Source organism: Streptomyces sp. BPTC-684, assembly GCF_030028635.1.
In the GTDB taxonomy this organism is placed as follows: Bacteria; Actinomycetota; Actinomycetes; order Streptomycetales; family Streptomycetaceae; genus Streptomyces; species Streptomyces noboritoensis.
In genome coordinates this window covers 258,064-281,371 of sequence record NZ_CP124863.1, presented here as the reverse complement: position 1 = coordinate 281,371, position 23,308 = coordinate 258,064, and the positions used below count along the sequence as shown (strand labels likewise).

At 72.3% G+C, this 23,308-nt stretch carries 23 protein-coding genes; 15 read left to right on the top strand and 8 right to left on the bottom strand.

Going from position 1 to position 23,308, the window contains the following annotated elements; translation table 11 throughout:
• The first annotated feature begins 66 nt into the window (after nt 1–66).
• A complete protein-coding gene (locus tag QIY60_RS01265; RefSeq protein WP_283140689.1) occupies nt 67–1,227 on the top strand; it encodes a molybdopterin-dependent oxidoreductase in 1,161 nt (386 codons plus the stop codon).
• Complete coding sequence (locus QIY60_RS01260) at nt 1,227–1,631, top strand: hypothetical protein (protein WP_283140688.1); 405 nt, start codon at nt 1,227–1,229, stop codon at nt 1,629–1,631. The genes QIY60_RS01265 and QIY60_RS01260 overlap by 1 nt, the downstream gene beginning before the upstream one ends.
• Nucleotides 1,632–1,775: 144 nt before the next feature.
• Here the strand turns inward: QIY60_RS01260 and QIY60_RS01255 are convergent, their stop codons facing one another.
• A complete protein-coding gene (locus QIY60_RS01255; protein WP_283140687.1) occupies nt 1,776–2,603 on the bottom strand; it encodes a helix-turn-helix domain-containing protein in 828 nt (275 codons plus the stop codon).
• 259 nt (nt 2,604–2,862) lie between these two features.
• Here QIY60_RS01255 and QIY60_RS01250 point away from each other — a divergent pair, with 259 nt between their 5' ends.
• Nucleotides 2,863–4,896, top strand: coding sequence for a putative Ig domain-containing protein (locus tag QIY60_RS01250; protein ID WP_283140686.1), 2,034 nt, complete (start codon nt 2,863–2,865; stop codon nt 4,894–4,896).
• Between the two features lie 63 nt (nt 4,897–4,959).
• Here the strand turns inward: QIY60_RS01250 and QIY60_RS01245 are convergent, their stop codons facing one another.
• From QIY60_RS01245 to QIY60_RS01235, 3 genes are read right to left on the bottom strand one after another with little or no spacing between them, the layout of a single operon-like run.
• A complete protein-coding gene (locus QIY60_RS01245) occupies nt 4,960–5,619 on the bottom strand; it encodes a methyltransferase domain-containing protein (RefSeq protein ID WP_283140685.1) in 660 nt (219 codons plus the stop codon).
• On the bottom strand, nt 5,616–6,281 hold the full coding sequence (locus QIY60_RS01240; RefSeq protein ID WP_283140684.1) for a TIGR04282 family arsenosugar biosynthesis glycosyltransferase: 666 nt from the start codon (nt 6,279–6,281) through the stop codon (nt 5,616–5,618). The genes QIY60_RS01245 and QIY60_RS01240 overlap by 4 nt, the downstream gene beginning before the upstream one ends.
• Nucleotides 6,278–6,979, bottom strand: coding sequence for a glycosyltransferase family 2 protein (locus QIY60_RS01235; protein WP_283140683.1), 702 nt, complete (start codon nt 6,977–6,979; stop codon nt 6,278–6,280). Before QIY60_RS01235 ends, QIY60_RS01240 begins: the two co-directional genes overlap by 4 nt.
• A 125-nt stretch (nt 6,980–7,104) precedes the next feature.
• On the opposite strand from QIY60_RS01235, the gene QIY60_RS01230 reads away from it, so the two are divergent.
• Both QIY60_RS01230 and QIY60_RS01225 read left to right on the top strand, forming a co-directional pair.
• On the top strand, nt 7,105–7,842 hold the full coding sequence (locus QIY60_RS01230) for a response regulator transcription factor (protein ID WP_283140682.1): 738 nt from the start codon (nt 7,105–7,107) through the stop codon (nt 7,840–7,842).
• Between the two features lies 1 nt (nt 7,843).
• Complete coding sequence (locus tag QIY60_RS01225; protein WP_283140681.1) at nt 7,844–8,956, top strand: HAMP domain-containing sensor histidine kinase; 1,113 nt, start codon at nt 7,844–7,846, stop codon at nt 8,954–8,956.
• A 7-nt stretch (nt 8,957–8,963) separates the two neighbouring features.
• Here QIY60_RS01225 and QIY60_RS01220 read toward each other — a convergent pair whose 3' ends face one another.
• Nucleotides 8,964–9,977 (bottom strand): NAD-dependent epimerase/dehydratase family protein, encoded by a 1,014-nt coding sequence (locus QIY60_RS01220; protein WP_283140680.1) that lies wholly within the window; start codon nt 9,975–9,977, stop codon nt 8,964–8,966.
• A 78-nt stretch (nt 9,978–10,055) separates the two neighbouring features.
• Here QIY60_RS01220 and QIY60_RS01215 point away from each other — a divergent pair, with 78 nt between their 5' ends.
• Nucleotides 10,056–10,367, top strand: coding sequence for a 4a-hydroxytetrahydrobiopterin dehydratase (locus QIY60_RS01215; RefSeq protein WP_283140679.1), 312 nt, complete (start codon nt 10,056–10,058; stop codon nt 10,365–10,367).
• Nucleotides 10,368–10,403: 36 nt separating this feature from the next.
• Here the strand turns inward: QIY60_RS01215 and QIY60_RS01210 are convergent, their stop codons facing one another.
• Nucleotides 10,404–11,282, bottom strand: a complete 879-nt coding sequence (locus QIY60_RS01210; protein WP_283140678.1) for a sigma-70 family RNA polymerase sigma factor — start codon at nt 11,280–11,282, stop codon at nt 10,404–10,406.
• A gap of 178 nt (nt 11,283–11,460) precedes the next feature.
• A complete protein-coding gene (locus QIY60_RS01205) occupies nt 11,461–12,333 on the bottom strand; it encodes an NmrA family NAD(P)-binding protein (RefSeq protein WP_283140677.1) in 873 nt (290 codons plus the stop codon).
• Nucleotides 12,334–12,448: 115 nt separating this feature from the next.
• On the opposite strand from QIY60_RS01205, the gene QIY60_RS01200 reads away from it, so the two are divergent.
• Nucleotides 12,449–13,435: an AraC family transcriptional regulator gene (locus QIY60_RS01200; protein WP_283140676.1), complete on the top strand. Its 987-nt coding sequence runs from the start codon at nt 12,449–12,451 to the stop codon at nt 13,433–13,435.
• The gene (locus tag QIY60_RS01195; RefSeq protein ID WP_283140675.1) at nt 13,432–14,394 is read left to right on the top strand and encodes a class I SAM-dependent methyltransferase; all 963 of its coding nucleotides are present in this window, start codon (nt 13,432–13,434) and stop codon (nt 14,392–14,394) included. The genes QIY60_RS01200 and QIY60_RS01195 overlap by 4 nt, the downstream gene beginning before the upstream one ends.
• 144 nt (nt 14,395–14,538) lie before the next feature.
• On the opposite strand, the gene QIY60_RS01190 is transcribed toward QIY60_RS01195, so the two are convergent.
• Complete coding sequence (locus tag QIY60_RS01190) at nt 14,539–15,378, bottom strand: aldo/keto reductase (protein WP_283140674.1); 840 nt, start codon at nt 15,376–15,378, stop codon at nt 14,539–14,541.
• A 296-nt stretch (nt 15,379–15,674) separates the two neighbouring features.
• Between QIY60_RS01190 and pqqA the strand changes: the two genes are divergently transcribed.
• From pqqA to QIY60_RS01155, 7 genes are all read left to right on the top strand, one after another.
• Nucleotides 15,675–15,785: a pyrroloquinoline quinone precursor peptide PqqA gene (gene pqqA / locus QIY60_RS01185; RefSeq protein ID WP_101390925.1), complete on the top strand. Its 111-nt coding sequence runs from the start codon at nt 15,675–15,677 to the stop codon at nt 15,783–15,785.
• Between the two features lie 10 nt (nt 15,786–15,795).
• A complete protein-coding gene (gene pqqB, locus QIY60_RS01180) occupies nt 15,796–16,701 on the top strand; it encodes a pyrroloquinoline quinone biosynthesis protein PqqB (protein WP_283140673.1) in 906 nt (301 codons plus the stop codon).
• Nucleotides 16,701–17,441, top strand: a complete 741-nt coding sequence (pqqC, locus tag QIY60_RS01175) for a pyrroloquinoline-quinone synthase PqqC (protein ID WP_283140672.1) — start codon at nt 16,701–16,703, stop codon at nt 17,439–17,441. The genes pqqB and pqqC overlap by 1 nt, the downstream gene beginning before the upstream one ends.
• Complete coding sequence (gene pqqD / locus QIY60_RS01170; protein ID WP_283140671.1) at nt 17,438–17,695, top strand: pyrroloquinoline quinone biosynthesis peptide chaperone PqqD; 258 nt, start codon at nt 17,438–17,440, stop codon at nt 17,693–17,695. Before pqqC ends, pqqD begins: the two co-directional genes overlap by 4 nt.
• Nucleotides 17,692–18,795, top strand: a complete 1,104-nt coding sequence (pqqE, locus tag QIY60_RS01165) for a pyrroloquinoline quinone biosynthesis protein PqqE (RefSeq protein ID WP_283145781.1) — start codon at nt 17,692–17,694, stop codon at nt 18,793–18,795. The genes pqqD and pqqE overlap by 4 nt, the downstream gene beginning before the upstream one ends.
• 64 nt (nt 18,796–18,859) lie before the next feature.
• Nucleotides 18,860–20,032 carry a glycoside hydrolase family 88 protein gene (locus tag QIY60_RS01160; protein WP_283140670.1) on the top strand — a complete coding sequence of 391 codons (1,173 nt, stop codon included), beginning with the start codon at nt 18,860–18,862 and terminating at the stop codon, nt 20,030–20,032.
• Nucleotides 20,029–23,259 carry a glycosyl hydrolase family 28 protein gene (locus tag QIY60_RS01155; RefSeq protein ID WP_283140669.1) on the top strand — a complete coding sequence of 1,077 codons (3,231 nt, stop codon included), beginning with the start codon at nt 20,029–20,031 and terminating at the stop codon, nt 23,257–23,259. Before QIY60_RS01160 ends, QIY60_RS01155 begins: the two co-directional genes overlap by 4 nt.
• Nucleotides 23,260–23,308 lie beyond the last annotated feature (49 nt).

Genomic DNA, 23,308 nt, shown 5'->3' with positions numbered 1-23,308 from the left:
CACACGTCCGTGAACCGTAAGGTGTCAGGAGCCCTGTTCAGGGCCTTCCGGGGATGTCATGGAGACATGAAGTCACGACTCCCGCTCCCTCCGCCGCCGTCGGCGCTGCTGCCGTCCTTCCGGGGCGCGCTGCACGACCGGCGCACCGCGACGGCGATCGGCCGGCTGCTCGGTGCGGCCATGCTCATCTGCATGGTCACCGGCGTGCTGAGCCACTACCTCCAGCACCCGCCGAGCTGGCTGGCGAACGAGCTGCCCGCCCGCCCCACCTGGGGGTACCGGCTGAACCAGGGCCTGCACGTGGGGGTGGGCATCGCCGCGATCCCGCTGCTCTTCGGCAAGCTGTGGACCGTCTACCCGAAGCTGTTCGTGTGGCCCGCGCTCAAGGGCGTACGGCACGCGCTTGAGCGGCTCTCGGTGGCGGTGCTCGTCGCGGGCGCGGTCTTCGAGCTGCTGACCGGGCTGCTCAACACCGTGCAGTGGTACCCGTGGCCGTTCAGCTTCGTCCCCGTCCACTTCGCGGTCGGCTGGCTCCTCACCGGCGCGCTGCTGCTGCACCTGGCCGTCAAGTGGCCGGACATCAAGGCGTACTGGTGGCAGCGCTCGGCCGCCACGCGCGCGTTGCCGCAGGAGCCGGAGAACGCGCCCGACCGGCGCTCGCTGCTCACCGGGCTCGCGGTGGCGGTGGGCGCGGTCACCGTGACGACCGTGGGCCAGTCCTTCACCCCGCTCAAGGACGTCGACCTCCTTGCGCCGCGCCACCCCGACCACGGCCCGCTCGGCCTGCCCGTCAACCGCACGGCGGCGGCCGCGGGGACGACCCGGGTGGACACGGCGGCGTGGCGGCTGACGGTGGTGGGGCCGCGCCCGTACGAGCTGACGCTCGACGAACTGGCCGCGCTGCCCCAGTACGAGGTGGAGCTGCCCATCGCGTGCGTCGAGGGGTGGAGCAAGAACGCGCACTGGACCGGCGTACGGATCAAGGACCTGACGGAGCGGGCCGGGGCGCCCGGGGCCGCGCTGCGGGTCGTCTCGCTCGAACAGCACGGCGCGTACCGCGTGATGGACATGGGCCGCACCTACGCGCGCGACCCGCTCACCCTCCTCGCCCTGCGCCTCAACGGCCGGGTCCTCACCCCCGACCACGGCTACCCGGCCCGCATCATCGCCCCCAACCGGCCCGGGGTGCTCCAGACCAAGTGGGTCACGCGACTGGAGGTGCGGTGATGGCGGGCCGGTACGTGGTGGGCGCACTCGGGGTCGCCCTGATGGGCCTCGGGGTGTCGCTGGTGTGGGCGCAGTCGCCGTGGGACGTGGCGGTGTGGCTGGTGGGGTCGATCGTGCTGCACGACGGCTTGATCGCACCGCTGGTGCTGCTGGTGGGCGTGGGGGTTGCGGCGACCCGCCCGGGGTTGCGCGGCCCGCTCCGGGCGGCCCTGGTGACCGCAGGCTGCCTCACGGCAATCGCCCTCCCGGACATCCTGCGCCCGGGCCCGTCGAACAACGCGACGGTGCTGCCGCTGAATTACGTGCGGAACTGGCTGGTGCTGCTGGGGGTGGTCGCGGTGGGGGCGGGCCTGGTTCTGGCCGTCAGGCGCGTACAGGCCGGGCGACGGCGCCGCCGCCTTTAGGGGCGCGGGGCTGTGACATGTGCGGCTCCGCCGCGTGGGCGCGACAAGCCCCCACCGGCCCGCAGACGAACCCCGGGCCAAAGAGGGGCGCGGGGAACTGCGCGACCAGCCACCCATGGTCCGCAGCCGAACACCGCACCGCACCTACAAAGCCGCGCCACCGCGTACGCGCTGAATCGTCTCCGCCCCCTCCCACACCGAAAGAAACGCCAACCGCAAACACGCGGCCAGCGCCGCATGCTCGATGTACAGCGCGGTCGTCGCACCGGTCCCCGCCACCGGATCCGGCATGTCGCACAGCACCAGTGACGCGTCCGCGATCACCAGCTTGAGGGGGAGTTCCTCGGTGAAGCGCGCCTCCTCGCCCGCCTCGCCGAAGCGCGCGACGTTCTCCAGGACCTCCTCGTCGCGGAGCGCGTCGTACGTGTACAGCGCCCGCACCGTGCCCCCGCCCCGCCGCAGTCGCCGCGCGGCCTTGAGCCCGGGGAGGTTGGCGGCGGGCGCGACGAACGGCGGACGGCAGAACGTGAGGAGCTCGCTGTCCGCCTGGTCCTGGATGTCCGCGAACCGCTCGGCGATCGTCTTCGGGTCGCGCAGCACCTCGATGTAGTCGAGCGGGTCGGTGTGCGAGCGCCCGGCCTCCCACAGCGGAAGCAGCGCCGCCGCGAGCCCCGTCGAGACGTGTTCCAGCCGTTCCAGGGACTCTCTCTGACGGGCCATCAGGCGAGTCAGCGCGAGCTCCGGGGCCACCGCCCCGAACGTGGCCACCCGCCCCCGGTGCGCGACCGCCAGCTGCGCCCTGACCAGGCCGTCGAGCACGTCGTAGACCCGCTGGCGGGGCACCTCGGCCTCCCGCGCGACCTCGGCGGCCGTATAGGAGTCGCGCCGCACCAGCGCGAGGTACACGCGCGCCTCGTAACGCGAAAGCCCAAGGGCTACGAGGTTGTTGACCGACTCCTGCTCCGGCTCCATGGTCAACCACGGTATACGCGATCAGTGCGGTGTGATCCAGCCGAACCCCTAGAAGAATCCTGGGAATCCTTGCCTTTCGCTTTGCCCTACCGGAGTTGTCGGCACCCGGCGGCTGTCCTACCTTCAACCGTGCCACCACTCAGCAGGGTGGCACTTTCTCAGAGGCGATCTTGTCATGCACCCGCCATGCAGATCCACTGGCGGTCGCCTTCCGCTCGTCCGCATCCCGGCGAGCCAACCCCCCATGGAGGCCAGTTCCATGTACGCGAAGAGACCCCCGTACGCGAAGAAACCCTCGTACGCGAGGAGACCCCGGGGACTCAGGAAACCGACCGGCAGGGCCGCCGCCGCACTCGTGTCCCTGGTGGCGCTCGCCATCGGCGGGCTCCTGGCAGCCGCCCCGTCCGTCTCCGCCGCCCCCGCGCACGACGCCACCGCCCAGTCCGCCGCCCCCACCGAGCGGCTGTGCGCGCAGGCCACCCAGCCGGGCCGGATGTCCTGCCTGGCCCTGGCCCGTACCGACATGAAGCACCGCCTCGGCGTCGTGCCGGACGCAGCCCCCTCCGGCTACGGCCCCTCCGACCTGCAGAGCGCCTACGCCCTGCCGTCCGGCGGCTCCGGCGCCACCGTGGCGATCATCGACGCCTACGACGACCCCAACGCCGAGTCGGACCTGGCCACTTACCGTTCGCAGTACGGCCTGCCGGCCTGCACCACCGCCAACGGCTGCTTCAAGAAGGTGGACCAGAACGGCGGCACCAACTACCCGACGCCCGACTCCGGCTGGGCCGGTGAGATATCCCTCGACGTCGACATGGTCAGCGCGGTGTGCCCGTCCTGCCACATCCTGCTCGTCGAGGCGAACCAGCCCACCATGGAGGACCTGGGCGCGGCCGTGAACCGCGCGGTCACCATGGGCGCCAAGTACGTCTCCAACAGCTACGGCGGCGGCGAGGACTCCACCGACCCGTCCTCCGACGCCGCGTACTTCAACCACCCCGGCGTCGCCATCACCGTCTCCTCCGGCGACAGCGGCTACGGCGTCGAGTACCCGGCGGCCTCCCAGTACGTGACCTCGGTCGGCGGCACCTCGCTGAGCCGCGCGAGCAACGCGCGCGGCTGGTCCGAGTCGGTCTGGGGCACCAGCTCCGGCGGCCAGGGCGCGGGCTCCGGCTGCTCCGCGTACGACCCGAAGCCCTCCTGGCAGAAGGACACCGGCTGCGCCAAGCGGACCGTCGCCGACGTCTCCGCGGTCGCCGACCCGGCCACCGGCCTCGCGGTGTACGACAGTTACCAGGCCAGCGGCTGGAACGTGTACGGCGGCACCAGCGCCTCCGCGCCGATCATCGCGGGCGTCTACGCCCTGGCGGGCACCCCGGCGGCGGGCAGCTACCCGGCCTCCTACCCGTACGCCCACACCGCGTCGCTGTACGACGTGACGTCCGGCGCCAACGGCTCCTGCGGCACCTACCTCTGCAAGGCGGGCACCGGCTACGACGGCCCGACCGGCCTCGGCACCCCGAACGGCACCGCCGCGTTCACCGGCGGCACCGGCCAGGGCAACACCGTCACCGTGACCAACCCCGGCGACCAGAGCACCCAGATCAACACGGCGGTCTCCCTCCAGATCAAGGCCACCGACTCGGACAGCGGCCAGAGCCTGACGTACAGCGCCACGGGCCTCCCGGCGGGTCTGTCCATCAACTCCTCGACGGGTCTGATCTCCGGCACCCCGACGGCCGTGGGCACCTCCAGCGTGACCGTCACAGCCAAGGACACCACCGCGGCCACCGGCAGTACCTCGTTCAGCTGGAACGTCACCCAGCCCGGCGGCGGCTGCCAGCCCGCCCAGCTGCTCGGCAACCCCGGCTTCGAGACCGGCTCGGCCGCGCCCTGGACGGCCACCGCGGGCGTGATCGACAGCAGCAGCAGCGAGGCCGCGCACTCCGGCTCCTGGAAGGCCTGGCTGGACGGCTACGGGTCGACGCACACCGACTCGCTCTCCCAGACGGTGACCATCCCGCAGGGCTGCCGCGCCACGCTGACGTACTACCTGCACATCGACACCCGCGAGACGACCACCTCCACCGCCTACGACAAGCTGACGGTGACGGCCGGCTCGACCACCCTGGCCAGTTACTCCAACCTCAACAAGAACACCGGCTACGCGCTGAAGACGTTCGACCTGTCGTCGCTCGCCGGGTCGACGGTGACCCTCAAGTTCAACGGCACCGAGGACTCCAGCCTGCAGACGTCGTTCGTCGTCGACGACACGGCGCTGAACATCAGCTGATCCCCCCACGGTGAAAGGGGCCGGGCCCGGACTCCCACCCAGGGTCCGGGCCCGGCCCCGCGCTCACGTCCGGCGCAGCGCGACGAACGGGCGCCCGGCGGCCGTCCACCGCTCGGCCGCCCGCCAGCCGGTGGCGTGCGCGTACCGCAGCAGCGCGGCGGTGCCGAGGCGCGACCAGGGAAAGCCCGCCCCGAAGGCGCCCCGGCCGTCGGCCACCCGCACCTCCACGCGCTCGTCCACGTCGAAGGGCGCCGCCTCCACGAGCAACTGGCCGTCGGGGTCGACCAGTTGGGCCGCCCGTTCCAGCAGGGCGGCCGGGTCGCCGCCGATGCCGACGTTGCCGTCGAGCAGGAGCGCGGTGTGCCAGCGGCCCTCGCCGGGCAGCGGGTCGAAGACCGACCGGCACAGCGCGCTGCCGCCCGTGCGCTGGGTGCGGCGGACGGCCTCGGGGCTGACGTCGACGCCGAGCGCGGCCGTACCGAGCGCGGCGAGCGCCACCACCAGGCGCCCGGGCCCGCACCCGATGTCGAGCACGGCGCCCCGGCACCGCCGCAGCACGGTCAGGTCGGCCGGGTCCGGCGCCGCGCACCATCGCTCCACTTCGAGCGGCAGCAGCCACCCGTCCTGGCGGTGCAGGAACAGCGGACCGCGCCCGCTGCGCAGGGCGGCGGTGTACGGATCGGCCCGCCAGGCGAGCGCGGCGGGCACGGCGGTCGTGGTCATCGCGCGGCGCCCCGCACCCCGGCGACCGCCTTGACGGAGCTTCCCGCGCAAGCGGCCACCGCCCGCGCGAACCGGCCGTCCGGCGCGAGCGCCGCCACTTCGCGCACGTCGGCCGCGGTGTCGACGTCCCGCAGCGGCTCCAGCTCGTGCACGGTGAGCCCCGCGTCGACGAGCCGCCGCCGCTGGACCGCGCCCGTCTCGGGGACGGACATCGGCACCCCAAGCAGCAGCGAAGGGTCGGGGGCGGTCAGGCCGAGCGCCCAGAAGCCGCCGTCGGCCGCCGGGCCGAACCACGCGTCCCCGGGCCCCCAGCCGGTCAAGGCCGGCGCCAGCAGGACCGGGCCCACCTGCGGGGTGTCCATGCCGATGAGCAGGGCCGGGCCCGGATCGAGCGCGAAGGCCGCCGCCAGCCGTTCGTCCAGGCCGCCCGCGCACTGCGGGACGACCTCGATGCCCGGCGGGAGCCACGGGCCGGGCGCCCCGTCGAGGACGAGGACCCGGCGCCGGGCCGGTGCGGCGAGCACCGCGTCCAGCGTGTCGGCGAGCGCCGCCTCGGCGATCCGCGCGGCCTGCTCGGGCGAGTACGGCGGGGTCAGCCGCGTCTTGACCCGGCCGGGCACCGGCGCCTTGGCGATCACAAGGAGGGTGACCGGCGCCGTCACCGGACACCCGCCGCCGTGGCGGACAGCGGCGGCAGGGCCAGCACCGCGCGCATGTCCCGCACGGCGTGCCAGGTGCCCCGCCAGGTGCCGGTCACCTTCGACTTGCCGGTGCGCGGCAGATACGGCACGTCGTGCTCGCGCACCCGCCACCCGGCGTCCGCCGCGCGCACCACCATCTCCAGCGGATAGCCGCTGCGCCGGTCCGCGACGCCGAGCGCGAGCAGCGGCGCGCGCCGGGCCGCCCGCAGCGGGCCCAGGTCGTGCAGGCGCAGCCCGGTGCGGCGGCGCAGCATCCTGGACAGGGCCAGGTTCCCGGCGCGCGCGTGCGGTGGCCAGGCCCCGCGCGCGGTGGGCCTGCGCCGCCCCAGGACGAGGTCGGCACCACCGGCGGCCACCTCCCGTACGAAGGGCGCGAGGAGCGACGGGTCGAGCGAGCCGTCGCAGTCGCAGAAGCAGACGTACTCGGCGCGGGCCGCGAGCAGCCCGGCGTGGCAGGCCGCGCCGAAGCCGCGCCGGGCCTCGTGCACCACGGTCGCGCCGAGCGCGCGGGCGATCTCGGCCGAGCCGTCCGTCGAGCCGTTGTCGACGACGACGGCCCGCCAGCCCTCGGGGATCCTGGCCAGTACCCAGGGCAGCGCCTCTGCCTCGTCGAGGCAGGGCAGTACGACGTCCACCGTCGTGGGGATCGAGTCGGTCACGCCCCTCACGGTACGAAGGCGCAGCGGACAAATCGGGACTTCGGGTTCTTACGAAACACGGACATCGCCCCGGGTCGGCCAATCGGGTGGCGACGCGGGGGCCCGCCGGATGCGACGCTGGGGCCATGCACAACGCCCAGTCCCGCATCCTCGTCGTCGACGACGACCCGACGGTGGCCGAGGTGGTCACCGGCTATCTGGAACGCGCCGGGTACGAGGTCGAGCACGTCGGAGACGGCCCCGCCGCCCTGCGCGCGGCCGGTGCGCGCCGGCCCGACCTCGTCGTCCTCGACCTCATGCTGCCGGGCATGGACGGCTTGGAGGTGTGCCGCACACTGCGGAGCGCCGGTCCCGTACCCGTCATCATGCTCACCGCGCGCGGCGACGAGGACGACCGCGTCCTGGGCCTGGAGATAGGTGCGGACGACTACGTCACCAAGCCGTTCAGCCCGCGCGAGCTGGTGCTGCGCGTCGACTCCGTGCTGCGCCGCAGCCGAGCCGCCGCCCGGCCGGGCCCTCCGGTGCGCCACGCGGGCCTCGTCCTGGACCCGGCCGCCCGCCGCGCCGTCAAACAAGGCGCCGAACTCGCCCTGACCCTGCGGGAGTTCGACCTCCTCGCCTACCTGATGGGCCACCCGGGCGAGGCCGTGACCCGCGAGCGGCTGATGCGTGAGGTGTGGGGCTGGGAGTTCGGCGACCTGTCCACCGTCACCGTCCACGTACGGCGGCTGCGCGGCAAGGTCGAGGACGACCCCGCCAAGCCGCGGCTCATCCAGACGGTGTGGGGCGTCGGGTACCGCTTCGAGGCGGAGGGCGCGGACGCCGGCGCCGACGGTCCGGGCCTCTCCGGAGAGGAGGCCTGACATGAAGGACGTCCTGCTCATCGCGGTGTACGCGTTCCTGGGCGCCGCGGCCGCGGGCCTGCTCGGGGCGCTCGCGCTGCGCCTGCTGCGCCACCGCTCGGTCACCGCCTCGCTCGCCGTGGTGGCCGCCGTCGCGGTCAGCGCGATGCTCGCCGGGACGCTCGCCGTGGCCTGGGAGATGTTCCTGTCCTCGCACGACCTGAAGGTCGTCACCCTGGTCATCGCGATGGCCGCGGCCGTCTCGCTCGCCACCGCCCTCATCCTGGGCCGCCGGGTCGTCGCCAGCAGCCGCCAACTCGCCCTGGCCACCCGCTCGTTCGGTGACGGCGGCAGCTTCGCCGCGCCCGAGGGGCCGGCCACCGCCGAACTCGCCGCGCTCAGCCGCGAGCTGGCCGCCACCAGCGCCAAGCTCTCCGCGTCCCGCGAGCGCGAACGCGCCCTGGAGACCTCCCGACGCGAGCTCGTCGCCTGGATCTCGCACGATCTGCGCACCCCGCTCGCGGGGCTGCGCGCGATGGCCGAGGCCCTGGAGGACGGCATGGCCAAGGACCCCGAGCGCTACTTCCGGCAGATCCGCACCGAGGTCGAGCGCCTCAACGGCATGGTGGGCGACCTCTTCGAGCTCTCCCGCATCCACGCCGGCGCGCTCGCCCTCAACCCGGCCCGGATGTCCGTCCACGACCTGGTCGGCGACGCGCTGGCGGGCGCCGACCCGCTCGCCCGCGAGCACGGCGTACGGCTGGTCGGCGACCGTGTCGAGCCGGTCCCGGTCGAGGTGGACGGCAAGGAGATGACCCGGGTCCTGGCCAACCTGCTGGTCAACGCGATCCGGCACACCCCGGCCGACGGCACGGTCGCGGTCGCGGCCGAGGCGCGCGCGGAGTCCGTGGTGCTCTCGGTGACGGACGGCTGCGGCGGCATCCCCGACGACGATCTGACCCGCGTCTTCGACACCGGCTGGCGCGGCACCGAGGCGCGCACCCCGCCGGGCGGCGCGGGCCTGGGCCTGGCGATCGTGCGGGGCATCGTCGAGGCACACGCGGGCAGCGCCGCCGTCCACAACGTGCACGGCGGCTGCCGCTTCGAGCTGATCCTCCCGGCGGCCCGTTCCTGACGAACCGTCACCCGGCGGCGGGGCGCAGCTCCGCCCGCGCGAACTCCGCCATCCCCTCCGCGAACCCGACCGCCGGCCGCCACCCGAGCTGCTCGCGCAGCCGCGCCGAGTCGGCCGTGATGTGGCGGACGTCCCCGAGCCGGTACTCGCCCGTCACCACCGGCGCGGGCCCGCCGTACGCCCCGGCCAGCGCCTCGGCCATCTCGCCCACCGTGTGCGGGGTCCCGCTGCCCGTGTTGTACGCGGTGAGGGTCCCCGGCGGGCGCTCGCGCAGGGCCTCCAGGGCCAGCGCGTTCGCCTCGGCCACATCGCGTACGTGGACGAAGTCCCGGCGCTGGCGGCCGTCCTCGAAGACCCGGGGCGCCTCGCCGCGCGCCAGGGCCGAGCGGAAGAAGGAGGCGACCCCCGCGTACGGAGTGTCGCGCGGCATCCCCGGCCCGTACACGTTGTGGTAGCGCAGCGACACCGCACGCCCGCCGGTGGCCCGCGCCCAGGCGGCCGTCAGGTGCTCCTGGGCCAGCTTGGTGGTGGCGTACACGTTGCGCGGGTCCGCGGGCGCGTCCTCGGAGACCAGGCCGGGCGTCAGCTCCGCGCCGCAGCGCGGGCACAGCGGCTCGAAGCGCCCGGCCGCCAGCTCCTCGTACGGCCGGGGCCCGGGGCGTACGGGGCCGTGGCGCGGGCACTCGTAGTGCCCCTCCCCGTACACCACCATCGACCCGGCGAGCACCAGGTCCCGCGGGCCCGACTCGGCCATCGCGGCCAGCAGCACCGCCGTGCCGAGGTCGTTGCACGCCACGTAGTCGGGCGCGTCGGAGAAGTCCGTGCCGAGGCCGACCATCGCGGCCTGGTGGCAGACGGCGTCCGCGCCGCGCAGCGCCCGGGCGACGACCTCCCGGTCGCGGACGTCGTCGCCGGGCCGGACCGCGCGGTCGAGGACGACTGGTTCATGGCCCCGGGCGGAGAGGGCCGAGACGATCTGCGAGCCGATGAAGCCCGCGCCTCCCGTGACAAGTACACGCATAGGGGCGACGCTACGGAGACGGAGCCGGAGATGCCGTGTTCCACCCCGTACCGTCACCACCTCGTAAGGAGTCCGGTCATGCCCGTTGAGCCGCTGTCGCAGAAGGACATCGAGGACCGCCTGCGCGAACTGCCGGGCTGGTCGCTCCCGAACGGCGAGGAGCGCCTCGCCCGCACCTACCGGCTGGCCTCGCACTTCGCGGCGACCGCGCTGGTCATCCACATCGCGCAGATCCAGGACGAGCTGAACCACCACTCCGACCTGACGCTCGGCTACAACACGGTGGCGCTCACGGTGAACAGCCACGACGCGGGCGGCCGGGTGACCGAGAAGGACTTCGAACTCGCCCACCGCGTCGAGGCGATCGCCCCCGGCCACGGCGCGGGCTGATCTCCCGGGGCGCGCACACCCCGGGAGGCGCCGGGGTCACGCGTCGAGCGCCGTCACGTCCAGGTCGGCCAGCCGCTCCAGGTCGGCGAGGATGTTGATCTCCACGATGCGGTCGTCCCGGACGGTGAAGCCGAGCACCGCCATCGTCCGGCCCTCCGGGGTGTTGACCATGCCCATGGCGCCGTTGACCAGCGCCGGGCGGGCGAACTGGGCGTACTGGGCGAAGGACAGCGCGTTCTGGACCACGGCGTGGGCGCCGAGCACCGTCTTGGACGGGGTGAGCGAGCCCGGCCCGTAGTCGGCCCGGAGCACGATGTCCGGGTCGAGCGTGGCGAGCAGGCCCTCGAAGTCGCCGCCGCGCGCCGCCGCGAGGAACGCGTCGACGACCTTGCGCTGCCGGTTCAGGTCCGGGTCGGGGACGGCCCGGCCCTGCACCCGGCGGCGGGCCCGGCTGGCCAGCTGCCGGGTCGCCGCCGGGGCGCGGTCCACGATCGGCGCGATCTCCTCGAACGGCACCCCGAACATGTCGTGCAGCACGAACGCCAGCCGCTCCGCCGGGGCCAGCGTGTCGAGCACGACGAGCAGGGCGAGCCCGACCGAGTCGGTGAGCAGCGCCTCGTGCTCGGGGTCCACCCGGTCCGGGCGGTCCACGATCGGGTCGGGCACGTGGACGTCGAGCGGATCCTCCCGCCGGGCCTGGCGCGAGCGCAGCATGTCGAGGCAGACCCGCGAGACGACCGTGGTCAGCCAGCCGCTCAGGTTCTCCACGCCCTCGCTGGAGCTGTCCGCCCGCAACCAGGCCTCCTGGACGGCGTCCTCCGCCTCGCTCAGTGAGCCGAGCATCCGGTAGGCGACCGCCCGCAGGCGCGGGCGGTTCTCCTCGAATCGCTCCGCCAGGGATTCGTTCTCGTCCATCGGTTCAGCTTCCTTCGTCGCGGCGGGTCGTCAATGCGGTGACAGACGAAAACCTAGTCCGAAGGAATGGCGGCTACCCGACGGCAGGCCCCGATTGCCGTAATCGGATGCTCACGGAGGGCGTGGTGTTGGTCACGGCGGGTTTCGGTCACTTGGCCGGAGATCAACGATCGAGGGGTCAGCCCTGCCAGTCGCCGGCCGCCGCCGCGTCCCGCGCGAAGTCCGCGAACGCCTTGGGCTCACGGCCCAGGACGCGCTTGACGCCGTCCGTGGTCGAGGAGTTGTGCCCGTCGAGCAGCGTCGCGAACAGCTCCGCGAGCCATCGCGCCTCCGCCTCCGGGAGCCCGTACCGCCCCAGCAACTCGGCGTACTCGGCGCCGGACACCGGCACGTACCGCACCGCGCGGCCGGTCGCGGCCGACAGCGCCGCCGCGACCTCGGCGAGGGTCAGCAGCTGAGGGCCCGTCAACTCGTGGGTCAGCCCCGCGTGTCCGTCCTCGGTGAGGGCCTTGACCACGACGTCGGCGAGGTCGTCGGCGTCCACCCACGGCTCGGCCGTGTCGCCCGCCGGGAACGGTATCTCGCCCGCGAGCACGCCTTCCGTCAGCGCGCCCTCGCTGAAGTTCTGGGCGAAGAACGCGCCGCGTACGACCGTGAGGTCCGCGCCCGACTCGCGCAGGGCGTCCTCGGCCAGGACCGCCGCCGGTTCGCCGCGCCCGGAGAGCAGCACCAGGCGCCGCACACCGTGCCGGACGGCGAGCCCGCCGAAGGTCCGCATCGCCTCGACCGCGCCGGGCGCCGCGAGGTCCGGGAAGTACGCCACATAGGCGGCGTCCGCACCCGCAAGCGCGGGCCCCCACGTCGACTCGTCCGCCCAGTCGAAGCGCACCTCGCCGCTGCGCGAGCCGGAGCGGACCGGCACGCCGAGCGCGGTGAGCCGCTCGACGACGCGGTGCCCGGTCTTGCCGGTACCACTGGTCACGAGCACGGTGTTCGGCGTGCTCTGCGTGTTCGGCGTGTTCTGATTCGTGTTCAGCTCGGTGTTCGTCATGTGTCCAGCGTCGTGGGCGCGGCCCCGACTCTCCATGCTTCAGGGGCTCATGCGCATACGTCTGCGTCTACGGTCCGCCACCTGCCCCGATCGGGCTCCGACTAGGCTCGCGGCCATGGACGCACTCGCCGGACTGCTCGACGGGCCGCGCGCCCGAGGGGCGTTTCTGCTGCGCATGGTCATGGAGCCGCCGTGGTCCGTACGGATCGAGGACCGGGCGCCCATCTGTCTGATGTCGTCGACGCGGGGCGAGGCGTGGATCGTCCCGGACTCCGGGCCGCCGGTGCCGGCCCGGCCCGGTGACATCGTCGTCGCGCGCGGCCCCGATCCGTACACCGTCGCCCACGCGCCCGACGCCGAGCCGTTCGCCAGGATCGGCCCGGGCGGGGTGTGCACCACGCTGCGCGGCGAGCCGCTGGCGCAGTCGATGGAGCTGGGCGTACGGACCTGGGGCAACGCCGCCGACGGCTCGGCCACCATGCTCGTCGGCACGTATCTGATGGAGGGCGAGATCAGCGGGCGGCTGCTCGACGCGCTGCCGCCGCTGCTCGTGCTCACCGCCGAGGAGTGGAACTGCTCGGTGATGCCGCTCCTCGACGAGGAGATCTCCCGGGACGAGCCCGGCCAGAGCGTCGTCCTGGACCGGCTCCTCGACCTGCTCCTGATCGCGGTGCTGCGGGCCTGGTTCAACCGGCCGGGCGCCGACGCGCCCGCCTGGTACCGGGCGATGGGCGACCCGGTGGTGGGGCCCGCGCTGCGGCTGCTCCAGAACGAGCCCGCGCACCCGTGGACGGTCGCCGCGCTCGCCGCGAAGTGCGGGGTCTCGCGGGCCGGTCTGGCCAGGCGGTTCGGGGAGCTGGTCGGGGAGCCGCCGATGGCGTACCTCACGGGCTGGCGGCTCGCGCTCGCGGCGGACCTGCTGCGCGAGAGCGACGCGACGGTCGAGGCGATCGCACGGCAGGTGGGATACGGGGGCGCGTTCGCGCTGAGCGCCGCGTTCAAACGGGTGCGCGGCGTCAGCCCGCAGGAGCACCGGACGAATTGCCGAAACGGCAAAGGGATTCCCGGCTCGGGGGCGGCCGGGGGCAGGGTGGAGCCATGAGCGACTCGCGCGGCCACGACGGCCGGAACAACCAGCACGACGGCCACCAGGGTCACACCCACGGCCACAACCATGGCCACGGCGACGGCTGGGCGGACCTCGACTGGGAGGCCCTGCTCCCCCTCCTGGTGGGCGAGGCCGAACTGTTCTCCGGGGCGTACCTGGAGGCCGCGGCCTGGATCGGTGGGCAGCGGCCCGGCGCCGAGGTGCGCCGGATCCTCGACATCGGCAGCGGCCCGGGCGTGGTGACGTGTCTGCTCGCACAGGCCTTCCCGGAGGCGGAGGTCGTCGCGGTCGACGGCAACCGGGCGCTCCTCGGCCACGCGCTGGCCCGCGCGGAGCGCCTGGGCCTGGCGGACCGCGTCCGTACGGTCGAGGCGGAACTCCCGGACGACTTCGGCGAGTTGGGCGAGGCCGATCTGATCTGGGCGGGCAACTCGCTGCACCACCTGGGCGATCAGCGGGCCGCGCTCGCCGGGTTCGCGGGCCTGCTGCGCCCGGGCGGCACGGTGGCCCTCGCCGAGGGCGGGCTGCCCACGCGTCGGCTGCCCCGCGACATCGGCATGGGACAGCCGGGCCTGGAGGCCAGGATCGACGTGCTGGTGGACGAGCGGTTCGCCCGGATGCGGGCGGAGCTGCCGGACGCCAAGGAGGAGACCGAGGACTGGGCGGCGCTGCTCACGTCCGTGGGCCTGACGTCCCCGGCCACCCGCACCTTCCTCGTCGACTTCCCGGCGCCGCTGGACCCGGCGGTGCGGGAGGAGGTGGTGTCCGCGTTCACCCGGCATCTGGAGACGGTGGGGGAGCAGCTGTCGCCGGAGGACCGGGCGGTCCTTGGGCGCCTGCTCGACCCGGCCGACGAGGCGGGTCTCGCGCGGCGTCCGGACGTGTTCCTGCTCGCGGCGAGGTCCATCCACACGGCGCGCCACCTTATCGGCCCGGGGTTCGTCTGCGGGTGAGTGGTGGGTTGCTCCGCAGTTCCCCGCGCCCCTGAGAAGCGCCCCGCCGGGGCGCCCAGGGGATGCCGCGCCAGCGGCATTCAAGGGGCGCGGGGAACTGCGCGAGCAACCCCCACCGGGCCGCAGACAAACGGGACCGGCGTCTCAGAAGTCGAAGGCGTCCGGGTCCGGCCCCAGGCGATTCGCCTCGTCGAGGACAGCGATCGCCGTGATGTCCTCCGTGTCGAGCTCGAAGCCGAACACGTCGAAGTTCTCGGCGATGCGCGAGGGCGTCACCGACTTCGGGATGGCGATCGTGCCGAGCTGGAGGTGCCAGCGCAGCACGATCTGCGCCGGGGTCTTCGCGTACTTCTGCGCGATCGCGACGATCGTCGGGACCTCAAGGAGACCCTTGCCCTGGCCCAGCGGCGACCAGGCCTCGGTCGCGATGCCGTGCTCGGCGTGGAAGGCGCGCAGCTCGGGCTGGGCGAGCTGCGGGTGGAGCTCGACCTGGTTGACCGCCGGGACCACGCCCGACTCGTCGATGATCCGGCGCAGCTGCGGCTCCTTGAAGTTGGAGACGCCGATCGCCTTCGCGCGGCCGCTCTTGGCGAGCTCGGCGAACGCGTTCCAGATCGTCACGTAGTCGTCGCGCATCGCGCGCGGCCAGTGGATCAGATACAGGTCGACGTAGTCGAGGCCCAGCTTCGACAGGGAGGCGTCGAACTCGCGCAGGACGCCGTCGCGCGTCCACGTCTCGCTCGCGTTGTTCCACAGCTTCGTGGTGACGAAGAGCTCCTCGCGGGCCACTCCGGACGCCGCGATCGCCTTGCCGGTGCCCACTTCGTTCTCGTAGATCGCGGCCGTGTCGATCGACCGGTACCCGGTCTCGATCGCGGTCGTGACCGCCCGCGCGGCCTCGTCGTCCGGCACCTGCCAGACACCGTAACCGAGCTGCGGCATCTCGACGCCGTTGTTGAGGGTGATGGAGGGGACCTTGCTCACGAGCGGTCGATCCTTACGTCGTCGGTTTGGTACTCGGAGCGTCAACGATCAGGCGGACGGAACCATTCCCAAAGCGGTGCCCCGATCGTGACCGTGGCCGGATTTCTGCGCTACAGATCCGACCTTCTCGGTTCAGACCATTGACCGCGCACCAACAAGACGCGACTCTATGGCACATAACTGAACGCGGTACATCCTTGTGAACGCCGCGTTTGATCCTGCCCCTGCATATGCCGTGCAGAGTTCACTCCTGAACCCCACCCCCCAGGAAGATCTGGAAAGGCAGGTACGACCCTATGAACGACAGCAAGGAAACATCGGAGGAAACGCCGGTCTGGGTGACTCCGGACTATGTGGTCGTCGAGACCGCGCTTGAAGTCACCGCCTACGCCCTCACCGACCGGTAGACCCGCCGCCATGCTGCTGCAGGTGCTGGGCACCGCGGCGGGCGGCGGACTGCCCCAGTGGAACTGCGCGTGCCCCGGCTGTGCCGGGGCACGCGCCCACCCGCACCGGCGCCGCCGCCACGCGTCACTGGCCGTCAGGGCGGCCGATCACCGCTGGTACGTCGTCAACGCGGGCCCCGACCTCACCGACCAGATCGAGGCCGCCCCCGCCCTCCACCCCGGCCCGGGCCTTAGGGACACCCCCGTCGCCGGTGTCGTCCTCACGGATGCCGAACTTGACCACACCCTCGGCATCGCCCGGCTCCGCGAGGCCCGCGCGGGAGTCGAGGTGTGGGCGACCCCACCCGTACGACACGCCCTGCTGAGCGGACTGCACCTCGGGGACGTCCTCGGGCCCTACACCCCCCTGGAATGGCGGGAGTTGGGCCCCGACCCGCGCCCCCTCGGCGACGCCATCGAGATGAGTGCCCTGCCCATCTCGGCCAAACGGCCGCGTTACGCGCACGGACTGCCCCCACTGCCCGGAGCTCGTGACGACCTCTTCTGGGTCGTCGCCCTGCTCCTCCACGAACCCGCCACCGGCGCCCGTGCCGTGTACGCCCCCGCTCTCGCCGCCTGGCCCGACGCCTTGCAAAAGGCTGTCGAGGACGCCGACTGCGTGCTCGTCGACGGCACGTTCTGGGACGACGACGAGCCCGTACGTACGGGAATCTCGTCCCGCACCGCCACCGCCATGGGCCACCTGCCGATCGACGGGCCCGACGGCACCGCCCGTCGGCTCGCCGGGGTGCGCGGCCGGTGCCTCTACACCCACCTCAACAACACCAACCCCCTGACGGACCCCGGCGCGGCCGAGCACACCCGGCTCGCCGCGCTGGGGCTCGAAGTCGCCGCCGAGCGGATGGTGATCGAGTGATGAGCTCCTGTGAAAATCCTGCCGGTGGCACTCAACTTCCCTGGAATGAGGGAGAGTTGGAGTCGCAGCTCCGCGCCGTCGCCGACGCGCGCTACCACGACCGGCACCCCTTCAACGTACGGATGCACAAGGGCGAGCTGAGCCCCGACGAGCTGCGGCGGTGGATCGTCAACCGCTTCCACTACCAGCGGCACATCCCCGTCAAGGACGCCCACATCCTCGCGAAGTTCGACACACCGGGGTTGCGGCGTACGTGGCTGCGGCGCATCCAGGACCACGACGGCGCGCGCGACGGCGAGGGCGGGATCGAGCGCTGGTTGCGGCTGGGGGAGGCCGCCGGGATCGACCGGGAACGGCTCGCCTCGGGCGCCGAAGTGCTTCCCGGCGTACGCCTCGCGGTCGACGGATACGTCAACTTCTGCCGACTGTGGCCGCTGCTCGACGCCGTCGCCGCCTCGCTCACCGAGCTCTCCGCGCCGGGGCTGATGCGCACCCGCATCGACGCGTTCGAGCAGCACTACCCGTGGATCGAGGCCGACGGGCTCGCGTACTTCCGCACCCGGATCGAGCAGGGCGGCCGCGACGGCGGCGAGGCGCTCGCCCTCGTCAAGGCCTGGGCGCGCACCCGTGAGCAGCAGGAACGGGCCGTCGCCGCGCTCGCCTTCAAGTGCGACGTCCTGTGGTCGCTGCTCGACGCGGTGGAGCGCGGCGGCGCCGACGCGTCCGGGGGTGCGCCATGAGCCCCTGGCGGCCGGTGCTCTCCCGGTCCGTGCTGCTGCGCCACGACCGTGTGCGCGGCGCCGATCTGCTCGTGCTGCCCGAACGCGTCGTCGTGCTGCGCGGCCCCGCCGGGCACATCGTGCGGCTGTGCGACGGCCGGCGTGACGTGCAGGGGATCGTCGACGAGCTCGGCGCGCGCTTTCCGGGCGCGCCCGTGGCCGACGAAGTCCCGGTGTTCCTCGGCAGGTTACGGGACGAGGGGTGGCTGAGATGACCGTGGACCCGCCCTGGGCGCTGCTGGCCGAGCTCACCCACGGCTGCCCGCTGCGCTGTGCGTACTGCTCGAACCCGGTGGAGCTGGTGCGCCGCACCCACGAGCTGGACACCGACGGCTGGCGCCGAGTGATGTTCCAGGCGGGTGAGTTGGGCGTCGTGCACACTCACCTGTCCGGTGGTGAACCGCTGCTGCGCCGCGACCTGCCCGAGATCGTCGCCGCCGCCGACGCGGCCGGGATCTACACCCAGCTCGTCACCAGCGGGATCGGTCTGGACGTGGAGCGCCTGGACATCCTGGTACGCGCCGGACTGCGGGCCGTGCAACTGTCGGTGCAGCACGCTGATGCGCGGGCGTCCGAACGCATCGCGGGCCGCCGCCGCTCCTTCGCCGCCAAGGAGCGGGCCGCCGCCCTGGTGCGGGAGGCGGGGCTGCCGCTGGGGCTCAACGTGGTGCTGCACCGCGACAACCTGGACGCCCTGGACGCGATCGTGGAGCTGGGGCTCGGCTGGGGCGTCGACCGCATCGAGCTGGCCAACGCCCAGTTCTACGGGTGGGCCCTGCTCAACCGGGACCACCTCCTGCCCGAACGCGGCCAGTTGGAGCGCGCCCGGGAGGCGGTGGGCCGCTGGAGGGAGCGGCTCGCCGGGCGCGTCGAGCTCGTCTGGGTCGTCCCCGACTACTTCGACGGCACCGCGAAGCCCTGTATGGGCGGCTGGGGCGCGGTCTCGCTCACCGTGGCACCCGACGGCACCGTGCTGCCCTGCCCGGCCGCCGCGTCGCTGCCCGGCCTCGACCCGCCCACCGTCCGGGACCGGTCGCTGGAGTGGATCTGGCGCGAGTCCCCGGCGTTCAACGCCTATCGGGGCACCGCCTGGATGCCCGACCCCTGCCGCGGTTGCGAGCTGCGCACCATCGACTTCGGCGGCTGCCGCTGCCAGGCGTACGCGCTGACCGGCGACCCGGCCCGCACCGACCCGGCCTGCCGCCGCGCCCCCGACCACCACCTCGTCGAGGAGTTCACGCGCCGCACCCCCGCCTCGGCGCCGACCCTTCCCGTACCTCGTTCGTTCCGGTCCTCCCCCCAGCCGTCCTCATGAGGTGACCATGATGAGAATCCGCGGCCCCCACCCCCCTTCCCGCACCTCCCGCCGGGGTCCCCGCTTGCTCACGGCCCTCCTGGCCGCCGCGCTCACGGCGGGCGGGATCGGCGCCACTGCAGGCTCCGCCACGGCCGCCCAGCACCGGTCGGCCCAGCGGTCCGACATCCGGGCCACGGACTGGTCGGTCGCCATGACCAAGTCGACCGCGGCCCGCTTCACCCCGTCGTCGATCGGAGGCTGGTCGTACCCGGTCGGGCTCTACCTCTTCGGCCAGTACCAGGTCTACCAGCGCACCCACGACTCCAAGCTGCTCTCCTACATCAAGAGTTACGTCGACCGGTTCGTGGACAGCTCGGGCAAGATCGGCCAGAGTTTCAACAACCTGGACAGCATGCAAGCGGGCCGACTGCTCGTGATCCTCCACCACGAGACCGGGCAGGACCGCTACCGGATCGCAGCCAAGAAGATCCGCGACCGGCTGAACACCTACCCGCGCACCGCCGACGGCGGCTTCTGGCACGCCGACAGCAGCAGCCGCGCCCACCAGCTGTGGGCGGACGGCGTGTACATGGTCAACCCGTTCCTGGTCGAGTACGGCAAGGAGTTCGGCGACTCCACGTACGCCAATGACGAGGCAGCCAGGCAACTCACCGTCTACGGACGTCACTTGCAGGTGTCCAACGGCCTGCTGAAGCACGCGTACGACGAGTCGCGCACGGCGAGCTGGGCCGACCAGTCCACCGGGCTCGCCCCCGAGCACTGGTGCCGGGCCATCGGCTGGTACTCGATGGCGATCGTCGGCGTCCTGGACGCGATCCCCGCCGGGCACCCCCGGCGCGCCGAGCTCCTGACGTATCTGCGGGGCCTAGCGGGCGGTCTTGAGCGCTACCAGGACCCGAAGACCGGCCGCTGGTTCCAGGTCGTCGACAAGGGAGCCAAGTCCGACAACTGGACCGAGACGTCCTGCTCCAGCATGTTCACCTACGCGCTGGACCGCGCGGTGCGCCAGGGCTATATCGACCCGCACTACGAGGCGGTCGCCCAGCGCGGCTACCAGGGCGTCCTCGCGAAGATCTCGCTCGGCTCGGACGGCCGGACCAACCTCGCCGACATCTCCATCGGCACCAACGTCGGTGACTACGCCTATTACATCGCACGCACCCGGGCCACCAACGACTTCCACGGCCTCGGCGCCTTTCTGATCATGAACGAGCAACTGGAGGAGGACAGGTGAAGAGATGCTCCGCGCTGCTCGGCCTCGTCGTGGCCGCGTTGCTCGCGCTCGTCCAGCCCACCGCCCTCGCGGCACCGTCGGCGTCGCCCGCCCAACCGGCCGCAGCCACAGCCGAGTTCAACGTCAAGAACTACGGAGCCAAGGGCGACGGGTCCGCCAATGACAGTCCGGCCGTCGACAAGGCGATCACGGCGGCGAACGCGGCCGGCGGCGGCACCGTGCGGTTCCCGTCCGGCACCTACAAGTCGCAGAACACGATCCATCTGAAGTCCGACGTCACCCTGCGACTCGACTCCGGGGCCACGCTCAAGGGGTCGAGCGCGGGCAAGTACGACCCGCCCGAGTCCAACCCGTACGACAAGTACCAGGACTACGGCCACAGCCACTTCCACAACGCCATGATCTACGGCGACCGGCTCACCAACATCGGCTTCACCGGCGCCGGGGTCATCGACGGCGGCGGCAACCTCATCACCGGCAACCCCAAGTCCGGCCAGGCCGACAAGATCATCTCGTTGACGCGGTGCGACGGGCTGACCCTGGGCGGCGGGATCACCCTGCGGCGCGGCGGCCACTTCGCCGCCCTGATCAACGGCTGCTCGCACGTCACCTCGGACCGGCTGCACATCGACACCGCGAGCGACCGCGACGGCTGGAACATCATCAGCACCACCCATGTCGCCATCACCAACGCCGACATCGCGGCCAACGACGACGCCCTGGCCTTCAAGAGCGACTACGCGCTCGGCGCCAAGCTGCCCAACGGCCATGTCACCGTCCACGACAGCAAGTTGTCCGCGAAGTGCTGCAACGCGCTGATGTTCGGCTCGGAGACCTGCGGCGACTTCACCGACTACCAGTTCCAGGCGATCACCATCAACGGCGCCAACAAGTCGGGCCTGGGCATGGTGTCGATGGACGGCGCCGACATCAGCGACGTCCACTACCGCGACATCACCATGACCAACGTGCATTCGCCGATCATGCAGAAGATCGGTACGCGTAAACGCTGCGGCAACAACCCCGGCGTGGGGCACATCGCCAACGTCACGTACGACAACATCACGGCGACCGGCAGCAGTCCCTCCTTCAGCCCGACCCTGTGGGGCGAGTCCGGCGCGAACCACATCAACGGGGTGACGTTCACCCACGTCGACCTCACCGTCCCCGGCGGCAGCGGCACCATGTCGACCGGCGTGCCGAGCAACACCTCCACGGACTACAACCCGAAGAGCATCGGCACCCGCCCCGCCTTCGGCTGGTATCTGCACAACGCCGACAACGTCTCCTTCACCGACAGCTCGGTGCGGTTCGCCGCCGATGACGGCCGCCCCGCGGTCATCGCCCACGGCGGCGGCCCGGTGCGGTTCACCCGGTTCACCGCGCAGCGCGGCAGCGGCAGCCCGCACGACCTGGGCTTCCAGAACGTCACCGGCTACTGCGTCGCCGACAGCGTGAACACCTCCGGCGGCGCCCTGCGCGTCGCCAACTCAGGTTCCACCTCCTCATGCACGCCCATCACACCTCGGTACGAGGCGAACCCGCGCCAGGACTTCCTGCGCGCCTCGACCTCAGGGCTCTTCCTGCACTGGGGCGAGCGGACCGCGCCCGCGCACACAAGCTGCTCGGCCTGGGAGTCGGACGTCACCGGCGGCGGCTGGACGCCCGACTACTGGGTGGGCGAGGCGCAGAAGCTGCACGCCCAGTACCTCGTCCTCGCCACCTTCCACAGCCGCCTCGGCTACGCCCGCCCCTGGCCGTCGAAGGTCCCCGGCAGCTGCTCGACCAAGCGGGACTTCCTGGGCGAGCTGATCGCGGCCGCCAAGGCCAAGGGCCTGAAGACCATCCTCTACATGACCGACGACCCCCAGTGGCACAACGAGGGCGGCCATGAGTGGCTGGACTCCGCCGCCTACTCCTCGTACAAGGGCAGCCGTGTCGACCTGACCACCCGCGACGGGTTCGGGCAGTTCAGCTACGACAACTTCTTCGAGGTCATGGACCGCTACCCCGACCTCGGCGGCTTCTGGATCGACAACGACAACGCCTACTGGGAGAGCCACCACCTGTACGAGCAGATCCAGCAGAAACGCCCCTCCTTCACGCTCAGCAACAACAACGAAGACACGCCGGTCATGGATATGATCAGCAATGAGCAGAAGACCGGGATGAGCCCGTCCTACGACTATCCGCAGGCGCTCTACACGGCGCAGCCGAGGCTCACCGAGGCCGACTTCAAACTGCCGTCCACCGGCGCCTGGTGGTACGACGGATCGAATCCGAGCGTCGACAAGAAACTCACCCTGGGACGGCTCGTCACCAACGCCGGGTCGTCGGTGAAAGCCCTCATGGCGGAAACGGCCCAGGTGAACGGGAAGTTCCCGGCCAACCAGGCTTCCTTCAACGACTTCGCCGACGGCTATCTGGGCCCCATCTGGGAGTCGCTGCACGGCGTCGAGGGCGGCGGGTACCTGTACGGCGGGCTCAAGCCCGGGTTCTGGAACGACGGCGCCCACGGCGTCACCACCGTCAGCAAGACCGACCCCGACCGGCAGTACGTCCACGTCATCACCCCGCCCAGCACCTCGGTCCTCAAACTGCGCGACAACGGCTACCGGGTGACCGGGGTGACCAACCTCCGCACCGGCGCGGCCATCCCGTACGGCCAGTCCGGCGGCACGCTCACCCTCAGCGGCCTGGGCGGCTGGGACCCGTACGACACCGTCTTCAAGGTCACCACGGCGGGGCGCACCGGGATCATCCCGGCCGGCACCTACACCATGACCGCCAGTGCCTCGGCGAGCGGACACGGGGCGGCGGCCGCGGCGGACGGCAGCTATCTGACGTACTGGGACAACAACAAGACCCTCCCCGTGCGGCTCGACTACGACCTCGGCTCCGCCAAGAAGGTCCAGTACCTGGGCATCAACCAGCGTGAGGACTCGGTGAGTTACGCGCGCTCCGACACCGAGCAGTCGGCGCGCGTCAAGGGCTACAAGGTGTACGTCAGCGCGGACGGGAGCACCTGGGGGAGCCCGGTGAAGTCCGGCACGCTCCCCAGTGCGCGGGGCGTCGCGATCGTCGACATCCCGGCGACCACGACCCGCCACGTCCGCCTCGAAGTGACCAGCACGTACGCGGCCTCCTCCGACACCGCCCGCCACAAGCGCCTGCGGATCGACGAGACGTGGCTGGGCTCGGCGTACGCCCCCATCGGCCGGGGCTGATCCCGGGCGCTCCCACCGCATATCGCCCAACAGGCCTACCGGAAACGGA